This window comes from Streptomyces sp. NWU339 (assembly GCF_003143855.1).
In the GTDB taxonomy this organism is placed as follows: Bacteria; Actinomycetota; Actinomycetes; order Streptomycetales; family Streptomycetaceae; genus Streptomyces.
Map to the genome: position 1 here is coordinate 140,576 of NZ_QFRK01000001.1, position 13,775 is coordinate 154,350.

Annotated in this window: 11 protein-coding genes; 1 reads left to right on the top strand and 10 read right to left on the bottom strand. The window is 70.4% G+C overall.

Features of this window, described 5'->3' with window-relative positions; all coding sequences use genetic code 11:
- Positions 1 to 39: 39 nt before the first annotated feature.
- Positions 40 to 1,113: an ADP-ribosylglycohydrolase family protein gene (locus DIZ27_RS00695; protein WP_109376280.1), complete on the bottom strand. Its 1,074-nt coding sequence runs from the start codon at positions 1,111 to 1,113 to the stop codon at positions 40 to 42.
- 159 nt (positions 1,114 to 1,272) lie between these two features.
- On the opposite strand from DIZ27_RS00695, the gene DIZ27_RS00700 reads away from it, so the two are divergent.
- The gene (locus DIZ27_RS00700; protein ID WP_375231919.1) at positions 1,273 to 2,454 is read left to right on the top strand and encodes a glycerate kinase; all 1,182 of its coding nucleotides are present in this window, start codon (positions 1,273 to 1,275) and stop codon (positions 2,452 to 2,454) included.
- Between the two features lie 61 nt (positions 2,455 to 2,515).
- Here the strand turns inward: DIZ27_RS00700 and pssA are convergent, their stop codons facing one another.
- The 9 genes from pssA to DIZ27_RS00745 form a co-directional block, all read right to left on the bottom strand.
- Positions 2,516 to 3,331 (bottom strand): CDP-diacylglycerol--serine O-phosphatidyltransferase, encoded by an 816-nt coding sequence (pssA, locus tag DIZ27_RS00705; RefSeq protein WP_109376282.1) that lies wholly within the window; start codon positions 3,329 to 3,331, stop codon positions 2,516 to 2,518.
- 22 nt (positions 3,332 to 3,353) lie between these two features.
- Complete coding sequence (locus tag DIZ27_RS00710) at positions 3,354 to 4,010, bottom strand: phosphatidylserine decarboxylase (protein ID WP_109376283.1); 657 nt, start codon at positions 4,008 to 4,010, stop codon at positions 3,354 to 3,356.
- 170 nt (positions 4,011 to 4,180) lie between these two features.
- The gene (locus tag DIZ27_RS00715; protein ID WP_109376284.1) at positions 4,181 to 5,386 is read right to left on the bottom strand and encodes an acyl-CoA dehydrogenase family protein; all 1,206 of its coding nucleotides are present in this window, start codon (positions 5,384 to 5,386) and stop codon (positions 4,181 to 4,183) included.
- The gene (locus DIZ27_RS00720) at positions 5,387 to 5,899 is read right to left on the bottom strand and encodes a MaoC family dehydratase (RefSeq protein WP_109376285.1); all 513 of its coding nucleotides are present in this window, start codon (positions 5,897 to 5,899) and stop codon (positions 5,387 to 5,389) included. It lies immediately after the preceding gene.
- A gap of 5 nt (positions 5,900 to 5,904) precedes the next feature.
- Positions 5,905 to 6,867, bottom strand: a complete 963-nt coding sequence (locus DIZ27_RS00725; RefSeq protein ID WP_109376286.1) for a CoA ester lyase — start codon at positions 6,865 to 6,867, stop codon at positions 5,905 to 5,907.
- Entirely contained in the window at positions 6,864 to 8,915 is a 2,052-nt protein-coding gene (locus DIZ27_RS00730) for a protein meaA (RefSeq protein WP_109376287.1), read from the bottom strand. The genes DIZ27_RS00725 and DIZ27_RS00730 overlap by 4 nt, the downstream gene beginning before the upstream one ends.
- Positions 8,916 to 8,925: 10 nt before the next feature.
- Positions 8,926 to 10,269, bottom strand: coding sequence for a crotonyl-CoA carboxylase/reductase (gene ccrA / locus DIZ27_RS00735; RefSeq protein ID WP_109376288.1), 1,344 nt, complete (start codon positions 10,267 to 10,269; stop codon positions 8,926 to 8,928).
- 451 nt (positions 10,270 to 10,720) lie between these two features.
- Positions 10,721 to 11,533 carry a TetR family transcriptional regulator gene (locus DIZ27_RS00740; RefSeq protein ID WP_109376645.1) on the bottom strand — a complete coding sequence of 271 codons (813 nt, stop codon included), beginning with the start codon at positions 11,531 to 11,533 and terminating at the stop codon, positions 10,721 to 10,723.
- A gap of 166 nt (positions 11,534 to 11,699) precedes the next feature.
- Positions 11,700 to 13,514 (bottom strand): 3-hydroxyacyl-CoA dehydrogenase family protein, encoded by a 1,815-nt coding sequence (locus tag DIZ27_RS00745; protein WP_109376289.1) that lies wholly within the window; start codon positions 13,512 to 13,514, stop codon positions 11,700 to 11,702.
- Positions 13,515 to 13,775 lie beyond the last annotated feature (261 nt).

Genomic DNA, 13,775 nt, shown 5'->3' on the forward strand with positions numbered 1-13,775 from the left:
ACCGCCCGTACACCGGGTCCCGCTCTTCCGGAGCCGGGATCAGGCCGCCGTCCGTGCCAGCCGCAGGGTGCGCTCCGCCAGCTCGCTGATGCGCACCCCGTCGAAGCCGAGGACCGCGCTGCGCACCGTGTCCTGGAGCGGGTCGCTCCACTGCTCCGGGACAGCCGACGCGCCGCACAGGACGCCGGCCACCGAGCCCGCCGTCGCCCCGTTGGAGTCGGTGTCCAGGCCGCCGCGCACCGTCAGGGCGATGGTGCGGGTGAAGTCGCCGTCGCCGTACAGCAGACCGGCGGTGAGGACGGCGGCGTTCGGGACGGTGTGGATCCAGCCGAGGCCCGCCGTCTCCTCCTCGACCGTGGCGAGCGTGTCCTCCCAGGCCAGCCCGGTCTCGTGCAGGGCGCACACCCTGCGCACGGTGCGGGCCAGGCGGCAGCCCGCCGGGATCACCGTCAGCGCCTCGTCCACGGCGCGGCGCACCGTGGACGCCGTGAACGCCGCCGAGATCAGCGCCGCCGCCCACATCGCGCCGTAGACCCCGTTGCCGGTGTGCGACAGCACCGCGTCACGGCGGGCCAGCGAGGCCGCGCGGCGCGGGGCGCCGGGGGACGTCCAGCCGTGGATGTCGGCGCGGATCAGGGCGCCGATCCATTCCTGGTACGGGTTGTCGTAGGTGGCCGTCAGCGGTGGCTTGCGGCCGTTCGCGAGGTTCCGGTACGCCGCGCGTTCCGCGGTGAACGTCTGCAGGTACGGCAGCCGCAGCAGCCACAGGTCGCCCACCTGCTCGGTGCTGAAGCCGAAGCCGTGGGTCTCCAGCAGGTGCAGGCCGAGGATCGCGTAGTCGACGTCGTCGTCCCGGCAGCTGCCGTGGACGCGGCCGCGGACGCAGGAGCGCCACTCGGGGCGCAGGTCGCGGCGGTCGCTCTCGGTGAGCGGTTCGGGCAGGTAGTCGTCGAGGGGGAGGGCCGCCGCCCGGCGCAGGTAGCGGTCGATGCGCTCACGGGTCCACACCTCGCCCTGCTCGACCGGCTTGCCCAGCATGTTGCCCGCGATCCGGCCCAGCCAGCCCCCGAGGACGCGGTCGGCGAGCCCCGGTTCCGTCTCCACAGCGGTCATGGGTCCGGTCTACCCGATTCCGGCCGCGACCGCGCCTTCCCGGCCGGGTGTCCGCCGGTCCGGGGGGCGACGCCGCGGGTGCCCGCCGGTTAGGGTCGCAGGGGCGCGCGACCGGCCTCGACACGCGTAAGGGACCCGGAGAGCAAGGGGATTGCGAAAGTGGCGGACGCTGCAGTGAGCGGTACTCGGTCAGCGCGGTCAGCACGGTCGGCGCGGCGGGTGCTCGTCGCCGCGGACAAGTTCAAGGGGTCGCTGACGGCCGTGCAGGTCGCCGAGCGGGTGACGGCCGGGCTGCGTCGGGTGGTGCCGGGCCTCGAGGTCGAGGCGCTGCCCGTGGCCGACGGCGGTGACGGCACGGTGGCGGCGGCGATCGCGGCCGGCTTCGACCGGCGGGAGGCACGGGTCACCGGCCCCGTCGGCGACGAGGTGACGGCGGTGTTCGCGCTGCGCGGCGACACCGCCGTGGTGGAGATGGCGGAGGCCAGCGGGCTCCAGCGGCTTCCGGACGGCGTACCGGCGCCGCTGACGGCGTCCACGTACGGTTCCGGCGAGCTGTTGCGGGCCGCGCTGGACGCGGGCGCGCGCACCCTGGTGTTCGGGGTCGGCGGCAGCGCCACCACGGACGGCGGCGCCGGCATGCTGGCCGCGCTGGGCGCCCGCTTCCTGAAGGCCGACGGCGAGCCGGTGGCGCCGGGCGGCGGCGGCCTCGCCGAGCTGGCCTCGGCCGATCTGTCGGGCCTGGACCCGCGTCTGGGCCGGGTCGAGTTCGTGCTCGCCAGCGACGTCGACAACCCGCTGACCGGCCCGAAGGGCGCCCCGGCGGTCTACGGGCCGCAGAAGGGTGCCTCGCCGCAGGACGTGGAGCGGCTGGACGCGGCGCTCGGGCACTTCGTGCGGGTGCTGGAGGAGTCGGCCGGGGTGAAGACCGCCGCGGAGTTCGCCGGTTCGGCGGGCGCGGGTGCGGCCGGCGGCATCGGGTTCGGCGCGCTGCTCCTCGGGGCCGGGTTCCGGCCCGGTATCGAGGTGATGCTGGACGTCCTCGGTTTCGCGCCCGCACTGGAGCGGGCCGACCTCGTGATCACCGGTGAGGGCTCGCTGGACGAGCAGACCCTGCACGGCAAGGCCCCGGCGGGGGTCGCCGCCGCGGCACGCGCCGCCGGCAAGGAGGTCGTCGCGGTGTGCGGGCGGCTCACCCTGTCGCCGGAGGCGCTGGGGCGGGCGGGGATCCGGCGGGCGTACGCGCTGACGGATCTCGAGCCGGACGTGGCGACGTGCATCGCGGAGGCGGGGCCGATCCTGGAGCGGACCGCGGAGCGGATCGCCCGGGACTTCCTGGGCTGAGGCCGCCGAAAGGCGAAGGGCCCCGAACCCAACCCTGGGTCCGGGGCCCTTCGCACTGCCGTTACGACTGTGCCGCCCGCGCCTCGCGGCGGTTGTCGCGGAAGTTGTTCACCCGGCGGGCCGTGGCGAACAGCGGGATCACCGCGCCCATCACCAGCTGCAGCGCGCACCCCGTCTGCAGCAGCAGCTGGCCGCTGGGGGCGTCGAAGGCCCACGCCGTCAGCATCCCCATGCTCAGCACGATCCAGGTCAGCATCGCCACCGCGAGGGGGCCCCGCGGCTTCGGGTACTCGACCCGGCTCACCATCAGCCAGGCGGTGCCCAGGATCGCCAGCACCGTCGCCACGAACGGCAGCTCCAGCAGCACGATCGAGACGACGGTCAGCGCGCCGAACGGTGACGGCATGCCCTGGAAGGTGCCGTCCTTGACCGTGACGCAGGAGAACCTCGCCAGTCTCAGCACCACCGCCAGCAGCACCACGATCGCGCCGACCGCGGCCACTCTCTGGTGCGCGTCGTCCGCGACCATGCCGTACACGAGGACGAAGTACGCCGGCGCCAGACCGAAGCTGATCAGGTCCGAGAGGTTGTCCAGCTCCGCGCCCATCGGGGAGGAGCGCAGCTTGCGGGCCACCAGGCCGTCGAACAGGTCGAAGACGGCCGCGCACAGCATCAGGATCACGGCGGTGGCCGCGCTGTGGCGGGCCATGCCGGACTCCTGGCTGCCCGTGAGGTGCGGGATCAGGATGCCGGTGGTGGTGAAGTACACGGCCATGAAGCCGCAGGTGGCGTTGCCGAGGGTGAGGGTGTCCGCTATCGACAGGCGGAGCGAGAGAGGCATCTCCTCCTCGTCGTCCTCCTCGTCGGCGTCGGGCACCCAGCCTGCCTGTGTCTCAGGATCAATCACGGTCAATTCGAGTCACCCCTGCCACGGTCTTCTGCCCCACCTCGACGTCGATCTCGACGCCCTCGGGCAGGTAGAGATCCACCCGGGAGCCGAACCGGATGAGACCGATCCGGTCGCCCTGCTCGACCTTGGTGCCCTGGGGCACGTAGGGGACGATGCGGCGGGCCACCGCGCCGGCGATCTGGATCATCTCGATGTCACCGAGCTCGGTGTCGAAGTGCCAGACCACACGCTCGTTGTTCTCGCTCTCCTTGTTGAAGGCGGGAACGAAGCCACCGGGGACGTGCTCGACCGACGTCACCGTGCCGGCCAGCGGCGCCCGGTTGACGTGGACGTTGAGCGGGCTCATGAAGATCGCGACACGGGTCCGGCCGTCCTTCCACGGCATGATGCTCTGCACCACACCGTCGGCGGGCGAGATGACCCGGCCCCGGGCGATCTCGCGCTCGGGGTCGCGGAAGAACCACAGCATCCCCGCCGCGAGAGCGGTGGCGGGAACGGCTACGGCCTTGGCGGCACCCGAGCGGCGGGCACGGACCAGGCTGACGGCTGCGGTGGCGACGGTCGGCAGAAGCCACGGCGATGCTCCGCGCGCGAGGCGTACACCGGCGAGGCTGTCGCGAGATGCAGAGGTTTTGCTGTGGGGCATGGATGACCTTCGTAGCGGATAGTGCCGCGCACTGACGGGGGACGGCGGCTTTCCGGCGATCGTAGCGGCTCCAGGTGACAACTGGGTAAGCCAGGCAGTCGAGTCGAAGGCCGGAGAGTGTTGACGGGGTGTGATCCACTATTCCAAGAAAACACCCCGTATCCGGACATTCAGCCCTGGAATCGATACTCTTCGAGCAGTCGACGGCCGATGATCATTTTCTGGATCTCGGCGGTGCCCTCTCCGATCAGCAGCATCGGGGCCTCCCGGTAGAGGCGCTCGATCTCGTACTCCTTGGAGAAGCCGTACCCGCCGTGGATCCGGAAGGCGTCCTCGACGACCTCCTTGCAGTACTCGGACGCGAGGTACTTGGCCATCCCCGCTTCCAGGTCGTTTCGTTCGCCGGAGTCCTTTTTGCGTGCGGCGTTCACCATCATCGCATGCGCGGCCTCCACCTTGGTGGCCATCTCCGCGAGCTTGAACTGAATGGCCTGGTGGTGGGCGATCTGCTTGCCGAAAGTGTGACGCTGCTGGGCGTACCGGACACCGAGTTCGAAGGCACGCTGGGCGACGCCGCAGCCACGCGCGGCCACATTGACGCGGCCGACCTCCACGCCGTCCATCATTTGGTAAAAACCGCGGCCGGTGACCCCGCCGAGCACCCGGTCCGCCGGAATCCGCAGGCCGTCCATGATGAGCTCGGTGGTGTCGACCCCCTTGTAGCCCATCTTGTCGATCTTGCCGGGGATGGTGAGACCGGGGCGGACCTCGCCGAAGCCGGGCTCCTTCTCCACCAGGAAGGTCGTCATCGACTTGTGGGGCGCCGTGCCCTCGGGGTGTCCTTCGTCACTGCGGACCAGAACGGCCACCAGGGACGACGTACCGCCGTTGGTCAGCCACATCTTCTGGCCGGTCAGGACGTACTCCTCGCCGTCCTTGACCGCCTTCGAGGTGATCGCCGACACGTCCGAGCCCAGGGCCGGCTCCGACATGGAGAACGCGCCGCGGATGTCGCCGGCCGCCATGCGCGGCAGGAAGTGGTCCCTCTGCTCCTGCGTGCCGTGCTGCTTGAGCATGTACGCCACGATGAAGTGCGTGTTGATGATGCCGGACACCGACATCCAGCCGCGGGCGATCTCCTCCACGCACAGCGCGTAGGTCAGCAGCGACTCGCCCAGACCCCCGTACTCCTCGGGGATCATCAGTCCGAACAGGCCGAGTTCCTTCAGGCCGTCGACGATCTGCTGCGGGTACTCGTCGCGGTGTTCCAGCTCGGTCGCGACCGGGATGATCTCCTTGTCCACGAAGTCGCGGACGGTGGAGAGGATCTCCTGCTGGATGTCCGTGAGGCCGTGGGTCTGGGCGAGACGGCTCATCTACTTCCCCTGTTCCTTCAGCTCGGGGCGACCGGGCTGCTCGCCGCCGCGCTCCTTGATGTACGTCTCGGTCGGCACCATCACCTTGCGGCGGAAGACGCAGACGAGGGTGCCGTCCTGCTTGTAACCCCTGGTCTCGACGTGCACGATGCCCCGGTCGTTCTTCGACTTCGACGGCCACTTGTCGAGCACGGTCGTCTCGCCGTAGATCGTGTCGCCGTGGAAGGTCGGCGCCACGTGCTTGAGCGACTCGATCTCCAGGTTGGCGATCGCCTTGCCGGAGACGTCCGGGACGGACATGCCGAGCAGCAGCGAGTAGATGTAGTTGCCCACCACCACGTTCTTGCCGAAGTCCGTGGTCTGCTCGGCGTAGTGGCTGTCCAGGTGGAGCGGGTGGTGGTTCATGGTGAGCAGGCAGAACAGGTGGTCGTCGTACTCGGTGACCGTCTTGCCCGGCCAGTGCTTGTACACCGCCCCGACCTCGAACTCCTCAAAGGTGCGTCCGAACTGCATGCCGCTCAGCCCTCCGGGATCTCGAACTTGCTGGTGCGCCGCATGCCGGCGGCACGGCCCTTGCCGGAGATGACCAGGGCCATCTTGCGGCTGGCCTCGTCGATCATCTCGTCGCCGAGCATCGCGGAGCCCTTCTTGCCGCCCGCCTCGGACGTGTAGTAGTCGTACGCGTCCAGGATCAGCTCGGCGTGGTCGTAGTCCTCCTGGGAGGGCGAGAAGATCTCGTTCGAGGCCTCGACCTGCCCCGGGTGCAGCACCCACTTGCCGTCGAAGCCGAGGGCGGCGGCGCGCCGGGCGACCTCGCGGTAGCCGTCCACGTTGCGGATCTGCAGGTAGGGGCCGTCGATCGCCTGGAGGTTGTTGGCGCGGGCGGCCATCAGGATCTTCATCAGGATGTAGTGGTAGGCGTCCGCCGGGTAGCCGGGCGGCTGCTCGCCCACGACCAGCGACTTCATGTTGATCGACGCCATGAAGTCGGCCGGGCCGAAGATGATCGTCTCCACGCGCGGGGACGCCTGCGCGATCTCGTTGACGTTGTTCAGGCCCTGGGCGTTCTCGATCTGCGCCTCGATGCCGATGCGGCCGACCTCGAAGCCCATCGTCTTCTCGATCTGGGTCAGCAGCAGGTCCAGGGCCACGACCTGCTGCGCGTCCTGGACCTTCGGCAGCATGATGCAGTCCAGGTTCGCCCCGGCGCCCTCGACGACCGTCACGACGTCGCGGTAGGTCCACTCGGTCGTCCAGTCGTTGACGCGCACGACGCGGGTCTTGCCGGTCCAGTCGCCCTCGTTGAGGAACTTGACGATGGTGTGCCGCGCCTCGGGCTTGGCCAGCGGCGCGCAGGCGTCCTCCAGGTCCAGGAAGACCTGGTCGGCGGCCAGGCCCTGGGCCTTCTCCAGGAAGCGCGGGTTCGAGCCCGGTACCGCGAGACACGAGCGGCGGGGACGAAGGCGATCGACAGTCGTCATGCGGGGACCTCCAGGGGGTCGAGCTTGTTCGCGTTCCGGATCTCGTCGACGATCCGGCCGATGATGCCGGTGATGTCGAAGTCCTTCGGGGTGAAGACCGCGGCGACTCCCGCGGCCCGCAGTTCTTCGGCGTCACCGTTCGGGATGATGCCACCAGCGATCACCGGTATATCTGTGGCACCGGCCACACGGAGGCGTTCCAGCACGTCCGGCACCAGCTGGGCGTGCGAGCCGGACAGGATGGACAGGCCCACCGCGTGCACGTCCTCGGCGAGGGCGGCGTCCACGATCTGCTCCGGGGTGAGCCGGATGCCCTGGTAGACCACCTCGAACCCGGCGTCGCGGGCCCGCACGGCGATCTGCTCGGCGCCGTTGGAGTGGCCGTCCAGGCCGGGCTTGCCGACCAGGAACCGCAGCTTGCCGACGCCCAGGTCCTCGGCCGTCAGGTCCACCTTGCGGCGCACCTCGGACAGGGCCGAGCCCTCCTCGGCGGCGACCGCGACCGGCGCCGACGAGACGCCGGTCGGCGCGCGGAACTCGCCGAACACCTCGCGCAGGGCCCCGGCCCACTCGCCGGTCGTGGCGCCGGCGCGGGCGCACTCCAGGGTGGCCTCCATGAGGTTCTCGGTGCCGCGTGCGGCCTCCTTCAGCCTCTCCAGCGCCTTGCAGGGGCGCGGGTGGTTGAAGGGCGGCTGGTAGCGGGTGTCGCGCCAGTTCTGCAGCGCGGCGATGACGCGCGCCTCCACCGCCGGGTCGACCGTCTGGATCGCGGTGTCCAGGTCGGCGGTCAGCGGGTTCGGCTCGGTTCCCTCGAAGGCGTTGACACCGATGATCTTCTCCTGGCCCGACTCGATCCGGGCCCGGCGCTCGGCGTGCGAGGCGACCAGCTGCGACTTCAGGTAGCCGGACTCGACGGCGGCCATCGCGCCGCCCATCTCCTGGATGCGCTCTATCTCCGCGAACGCCGACTGGACCAGCTCGTCGACCTTCGCCTCGATCACCTTCGAGCCCTCGAAGATGTCCTCGTACTCCAGCAGGTCGCTCTCGTGCGCCAGCACCTGCTGGATGCGCAGCGACCACTGCTGGTCCCAGGGCCGGGGCAGGCCCAGCGCCTCGTTCCAGGCCGGCAGCTGCACGGCACGCGCGCGGGCGTCCTTGGAGAGGGTGACCGCCAGCATCTCCAGCACGATCCGCTGGACGTTGTTCTCCGGCTGGGCCTCGGTCAGGCCCAGGGAGTTGACCTGGACGCCGTAGCGGAAGCGGCGGTGCTTGGGGTTCTCGATGCCGTACCGCTCGCGGGTGATGCGGTCCCAGATCCGGCCGAAGGCGCGCATCTTGCACATCTCCTCGACGAAGCGGACGCCCGCGTTCACGAAGAAGGAGATGCGGCCGACGACGTCGCCCATGCGTTCCTGCGGCACCTGGCCGCTGTCGCGCACCGCGTCCAGCACGGCGATCGCGGTGGACATCGCGTACGCGATCTCCTGCACCGGCGTGGCGCCCGCCTCCTGCAGGTGGTAGCTGCAGATGTTGATCGGGTTCCACTTGGGGAGGTGGGAGACCGTGTACGCGATCATGTCCGTCGTCAGGCGGAGCGACGGCCCCGGAGGGAAGACGTGTGTCCCCCGGGACAGGTACTCCTTGACGATGTCGTTCTGGGTCGTGCCCTGGAGCTCGGTGACGTCCGCACCCTGCTCCTCCGCGACGACCTGGTAGAGCGCCAGCAGCCACATGGCCGTGGCGTTGATCGTCATCGAGGTGTTCATCTGCTCCAGGGGGATGTCCTGGAACAGCCTGCGCATGTCACCGAGGTGCGCGACCGGCACGCCGACCCGGCCGACCTCGCCGCGGGCGAGGACGTGGTCGGAGTCGTACCCGGTCTGGGTCGGCAGGTCGAAGGCGACCGACAGACCCGTCTGGCCCTTGGCGAGGTTGCGCCGGTACAGCTCGTTGGACGCCTCGGCCGTGGAGTGACCGGCGTACGTGCGCATGAGCCACGGCCGGTCCCGTTCCCTTCGCGCCTGCGGCGCGGTCTGACGCTCAGTCATCCGGCAGCCCTCAGATGTTCCGGAAGCGGTTGATGGCGTCGACGTGCTGCGCGCGCATCTCCTCGTCGCGCACGCCCAGGCCCTCCTGGGGGGCCAGGCACAGCACGCCGACCTTGCCCTGGTGGAGGTTGCGGTGGACGTCGTACGCGGCCTGGCCGGTGTCCTCGAGGGAGTACACCTTGGAGAGCGTCGGGTGGATCTTGCCCTTGGCGATGAGGCGGTTGGCCTCCCAGGCCTCGCGGTAGTTGGCGAAGTGGGAGCCGATGATCCGCTTCAGCGACATCCACAGGTAGCGGTTGTCGTACTGGTGGTCGTACCCGGAGGTCGACGCGCAGGTGACGATGGTGCCGCCCTTGCGCGTGACGTACACGGAGGCGCCGAAGGTCTCGCGGCCCGGGTGCTCGAAGACGATGTCGACGTCCTCGCCGCCGGTGAGTTCGCGGATACGCTTGCCGAGGCGCTTCCACTCGCGCGGGTCCTGGGTGTGCTCGTCCGCCCAGAACTTGTAGTCCTCGGCGCTGCGGTCGATGATCAGCTCGGCGCCCATCCTCCGGCAGATCTCGGCCTTCTGCTCGCTGGAGACCACGCAGATCGGGGTGGCGCCGCCGGCCAGTGCGAACTGGGTGGCGTACGAGCCCAGGCCGCCGCTCGCGCCCCAGATCAGCACGTTGTCGCCCTGCTTCATCTGGGCGCCGTTGCGGGAGACCAGCTGGCGGTAGGCGGTGGAGTTGACCAGGCCCGGGGCGGCGGCCTCCTCCCAGCTGAGGTGGCCCGGCTTGGGCATCAGCTGGTTGGACTTGACCAGGGCGATCTCCGCGAGGCCGCCGAAGTTGGTCTCGAAGCCCCAGATGCGCTGCTCGGGGTCGAGCATCGTGTCGTTGTGCCCGTCGGAGGACTCCAGCTCGACGGAGAGGCAGTGCGCGACGACCTCGTCGCCGGGCTGCCAGGCGTTGACGCCGGGCCCGGTGCGCAGGACGACGCCCGCGAGGTCGGAGCCGATGACGTGGTACGGCAGGTCGTGACGCTTGGTGAGCTCGCTGACCTTGCCGTAGCGCTCCAGGAAGCCGAACGTCGACAGCGGCTCGAAGATCGAGGTCCACACCGAGTTGTAGTTGACCGAGGAGGCCATGACGGCCACCAGGGCCTCGCCCGGGCCGAGTTCGGGCACGGGCACGTCGTCGAGGTGGATCGACTTGCGGGGGTCCTTGTCGCGGGTGGCGAGTCCGGAGAACATCTCCGTCTCGTCCTTGTGCACGGTGATCGCACGGTACGACTCGGGCAGCGGCAGGGCGGCGAAGTCCTCCGACGTGGAGTCGGGCGACTGGATCGCGGCCAGGATGTCCTTGACGGTCACGGTGTTGCCTCCGGCGATGAGCGGCCCTGAGGAGGGAGGGGCGCTGAGGGTTACGTCGGTGCTGCTGAGGGTTTGAGGGGATGCCGTCGGTTCGGCGGGGGTGGTGCTTCTGCAGCGCTTTGTGGCGCGGGAGGTGCCTGTGACGCAGGCGTCCGGGCAGGCAGGCCGGAGAGGCTTGCTGGGACAGCCGGCGCACGAATGGTCTCTGCGCGCCGGCCGCCCGGACTCCTTCAACGTATGGCACGGCGTGACAGTCCGCAAGGCACTGGGTGCCAGGAATTGGTCTCAGATGAAATCTTTACGTGACAAATGAGCGATGATCGATCGAACGGTGTCTGGAGGGGGCGCCAAAAGGGACTCTGACATGGCAAAACGGCCACCCCGGGGGGTGGCCGTCGTCACAGTGGTGAGAGGGGCGCTCAGCGTGCGCCAGGGTTCTCTCAGCGCTCTTTCAGCGCTCTTTGAGGGCTTGTTCGATGGTCCGCATCACCTCGTCGAGCGGGGCGTCGGTGCGGGCGACCGTCACCAGCACCTCACCCCGGTCGGACACCGACGCGGCGGGCGGCCTCGGGGGCGCGGCGCGGCGGCCCGCCATGATCCCGCTCCCGAAGGTCCTGCGGACGATCGAGAAGGCGTGGTCGAGCTCCGCCTCCACATCGCCCTGGCCGTCCGCCCTGAGCCAGCGCCGGAGCACGTGGTTGTGCGCGGTGACCACGGCGGACGCCGCGACCTCCGCCAGCAGCGGCTCGTCGCCCGTGTCCTCGTCGTTCGCGTGCTCGTCGAAGTGGCCGAGCAGATAACGGGTGAAGAGGCGCTCGTAGCGGGCCACCGAGGCGATCTCCGCCTCACGCAGCGTGGGCACCTCGCGCGTCAACCGGTAGCGGGCGACCGAGATCTCCGGCCGCGCCGCGTACATCCGCATGACCTCCTTGATGCCGCGGCACACCGTGTCGAGCGGATGCTCGTGCGGCGGCGCGGCGTTGAGCACCGCCTCGGCGCGCACCAGGGTGTCGTCGTGATCCGGGAAGATCGCCTCTTCCTTGGAGCGGAAGTGCCGGAAGAAGGTGCGGCGGGCGACCCCGGCCGCGGCCGCGATCTCGTCGACGGTGGTGGCCTCGTACCCCTTGGTCGCGAACAGTTCCATCGCGGCGGCCGCCAGTTCCCGGCGCATCTTGAGCCGCTGGGCGGCTGCGCGACTGCCGGTGGAACGCTCCGGCGGCTCGGTCGTGGCTGGTGTACGGGCGGACTTGGCGGGCTGGGACATGCCCCGAACGTACTGCATGCGCGCGGCTCGGCGCGCGGGACCGGCGGCTCCCCCGCCTTCCGGGGGCGGGGAAGCCGTGCGGCCCGTGGGCTGCGCGAACCGGCCGGGATCCAGCAGCCCGCCCCACTGGGCGGCGCCGCGGAACCAGTCGTCCAGGCGGTGCTGCTCAGCGCTTGACATATTCGCGGAAGCCACGGCCGGTCTTGCGGCCGAGGCAGCCCGCGGCCACCAGGTGCTCCAGCAGCGGTGCCGGGGCGAGCCCCGGGTCGCGGAACTCGCGGTGCAGGACCTTCTCGATCGCGAGCGAGACGTCCAGCCCGACGACGTCCAGCAGCTCGAAGGGGCCCATCGGGTAGCCGCCACCCAGCTTCATCGCGGCGTCGATGTCGTCGAGGGAGGCGTAGTGCTCCTGCACCATCTTGACCGCGTTGTTGAGGTACGGGAACAGCAGCGCGTTGACGATGAACCCGGCCCGGTCACCGCAGTCCACGGCGTGCTTGCGGATCGCCCGGCAGACCTCGCGCACCGTCGCGTGGACGTCGTCGGCGGTCAGCACCGTGCGGACCACCTCGACCAGCTTCATGGCCGGCGCCGGGTTGAAGAAGTGCATGCCGATCACGTCCTGCGGACGCGAGGTGGCACGGGCGCAGGCGATCACGGGCAGGGACGAGGTGGTGGTGGCGAGCACCGCGCCCGGCTTGCAGACCTTGTCCAGCGCGGCGAACAGCTGCTGCTTGACCTCCAGTTCCTCGGCGACCGCCTCGACCGCCAGGTCCACGTCGGCGAAGTCGTCGTAGGTGCCCGTCGGCCGGACGCGCTCGAGGGTCCGGGCGGCGGCCTCGGCGGTCATCCGCCCCTTGTCGACGGAGCGCGCCAGGGACTTGCCGATACGCGCCTTGGCAGCCTGTGCCTTCTCGTCGCTGCGGGCGGCCAGGACCACCTCGTAGCCGGCCTTCGCGAACACCTCGGCGATACCGGAGGCCATGGTGCCCGAACCCGCCACCCCCACCGAGCGGACCGGCCGGCCCGCGACGGGGGAACCGCCCGCCAAGGGGGTCAGCGCGTCCCGCACGACGACGGCGCTGCCCGGTTCCTCGTACGTGTAGAAACCACGCCCGGCCTTGCGGCCCGTCAGCCCCGCCTCGCTCAGCTGCTTGAGGATCGGGGCCGGTGCGTGCAGCCGGTCGTGGGACTCCGCGTACATGGCCTCCAGGACCGTACGCGCGGTGTCCACACCGATCAGGTCGAGCAGCGCCAGCGGACCCATGGGCAGACCGCAGCCCAGCCGCATCGCCGCGTCGATGTCCTCGCGGGAGGCGTAGTGCGCCTCGTACATCGTGGCGGCCTGGTTGAGGTAGCCGAACAGCAGCCCGTCGGCGAGGAATCCGGGCCGGTCGCCCACCGCGACGGGCTCCTTGCCCAGGTCCAGGGCGAGGTCGGTGACCGCGGTGACGGCCTCCGGCGCGGTCAGCACCGAGGAGACGACCTCCACCAGCTTCATCGCCGGGGCGGGGTTGAAGAAGTGCAGACCCAGCACGCGCTCGGGGCGGGCCGATTCGGCGGCGAGGCGGGTGACCGACAGGGCGTTGGTGCCGGTCGCCAGGATCGTCTCCGGTCGCACGACGGCGTCGAGTTCACGGAAGATCTGCTGCTTGATCCCGTACGACTCCGGCGCCACCTCGATCACCAGGTCGGCGTCGGCCGCCGCCGTGAGATCGGTCGAGGTGGTCACGCGGGCGAGGAGGTCCGTGCGCTCCTGCGCGGTAAGTCGTCCGCGCTCCACGGCGCGGGCGGTCGAGGACTCCAGGGTGGCGACGCACCGCGCGGCCTGGGCCGCACTGATGTCGACGCCGACGACCTCGCGGCCGGCCTTGGCCAGGACCTCGGCGATGCCGGTGCCCATGGTGCCGAGGCCGACGACGGCGATGGTCCTGAACGGGGACGCGGGAGCGCCGGACTGGGGGGACAGGGGAGTGGCCATCGAGGGACTCCAGGAATGAGGGTGACGACGGAAACCGCGCCCGGATGCGCCGAGGGCGCACGGGGTGCGAGCGGAGTGCGGGTGATGCCGGGCTGCGAGCGCACACGCCCGGTGCCGTCGCGGCGGGCGCGTGCACGCCCGGAAACGGCGGTCCGACCGGCCCTGTCCCGGGGCCGAGCCGTACTGCGGTACACGAGTACCGAACCGACTGCACTCACCGTGGCCGCGTCACCAGACCACCGTGAGGAGAAACAGATAACA

Bases quoted from the DNA above. Each gene is read 5' to 3' on its own strand.
- DIZ27_RS00720 (WP_109376285.1), bottom strand. From the start codon at position 5,899: ATGCAGTTCGGACGCACCTTTGAGGAGTTCGAGGTCGGGGCGGTGTAC.
- DIZ27_RS00710 (WP_109376283.1), bottom strand. From the start codon at position 4,010: ATGCCCCACAGCAAAACCTCTGCATCTCGCGACAGCCTCGCCGGTGTA.
- DIZ27_RS00745 (WP_109376289.1), bottom strand. From the start codon at position 13,514: ATGGCCACTCCCCTGTCCCCCCAGTCCGGCGCTCCCGCGTCCCCGTTC.
- DIZ27_RS00715 (WP_109376284.1), bottom strand. From the start codon at position 5,386: ATGAGCCGTCTCGCCCAGACCCACGGCCTCACGGACATCCAGCAGGAG.
- DIZ27_RS00740 (WP_109376645.1), bottom strand. From the start codon at position 11,533: ATGTCCCAGCCCGCCAAGTCCGCCCGTACACCAGCCACGACCGAGCCG.
- DIZ27_RS00695 (WP_109376280.1), bottom strand. From the start codon at position 1,113: ATGACCGCTGTGGAGACGGAACCGGGGCTCGCCGACCGCGTCCTCGGG.
- DIZ27_RS00725 (WP_109376286.1), bottom strand. From the start codon at position 6,867: ATGACGACTGTCGATCGCCTTCGTCCCCGCCGCTCGTGTCTCGCGGTA.
- DIZ27_RS00730 (WP_109376287.1), bottom strand. From the start codon at position 8,915: ATGACTGAGCGTCAGACCGCGCCGCAGGCGCGAAGGGAACGGGACCGG.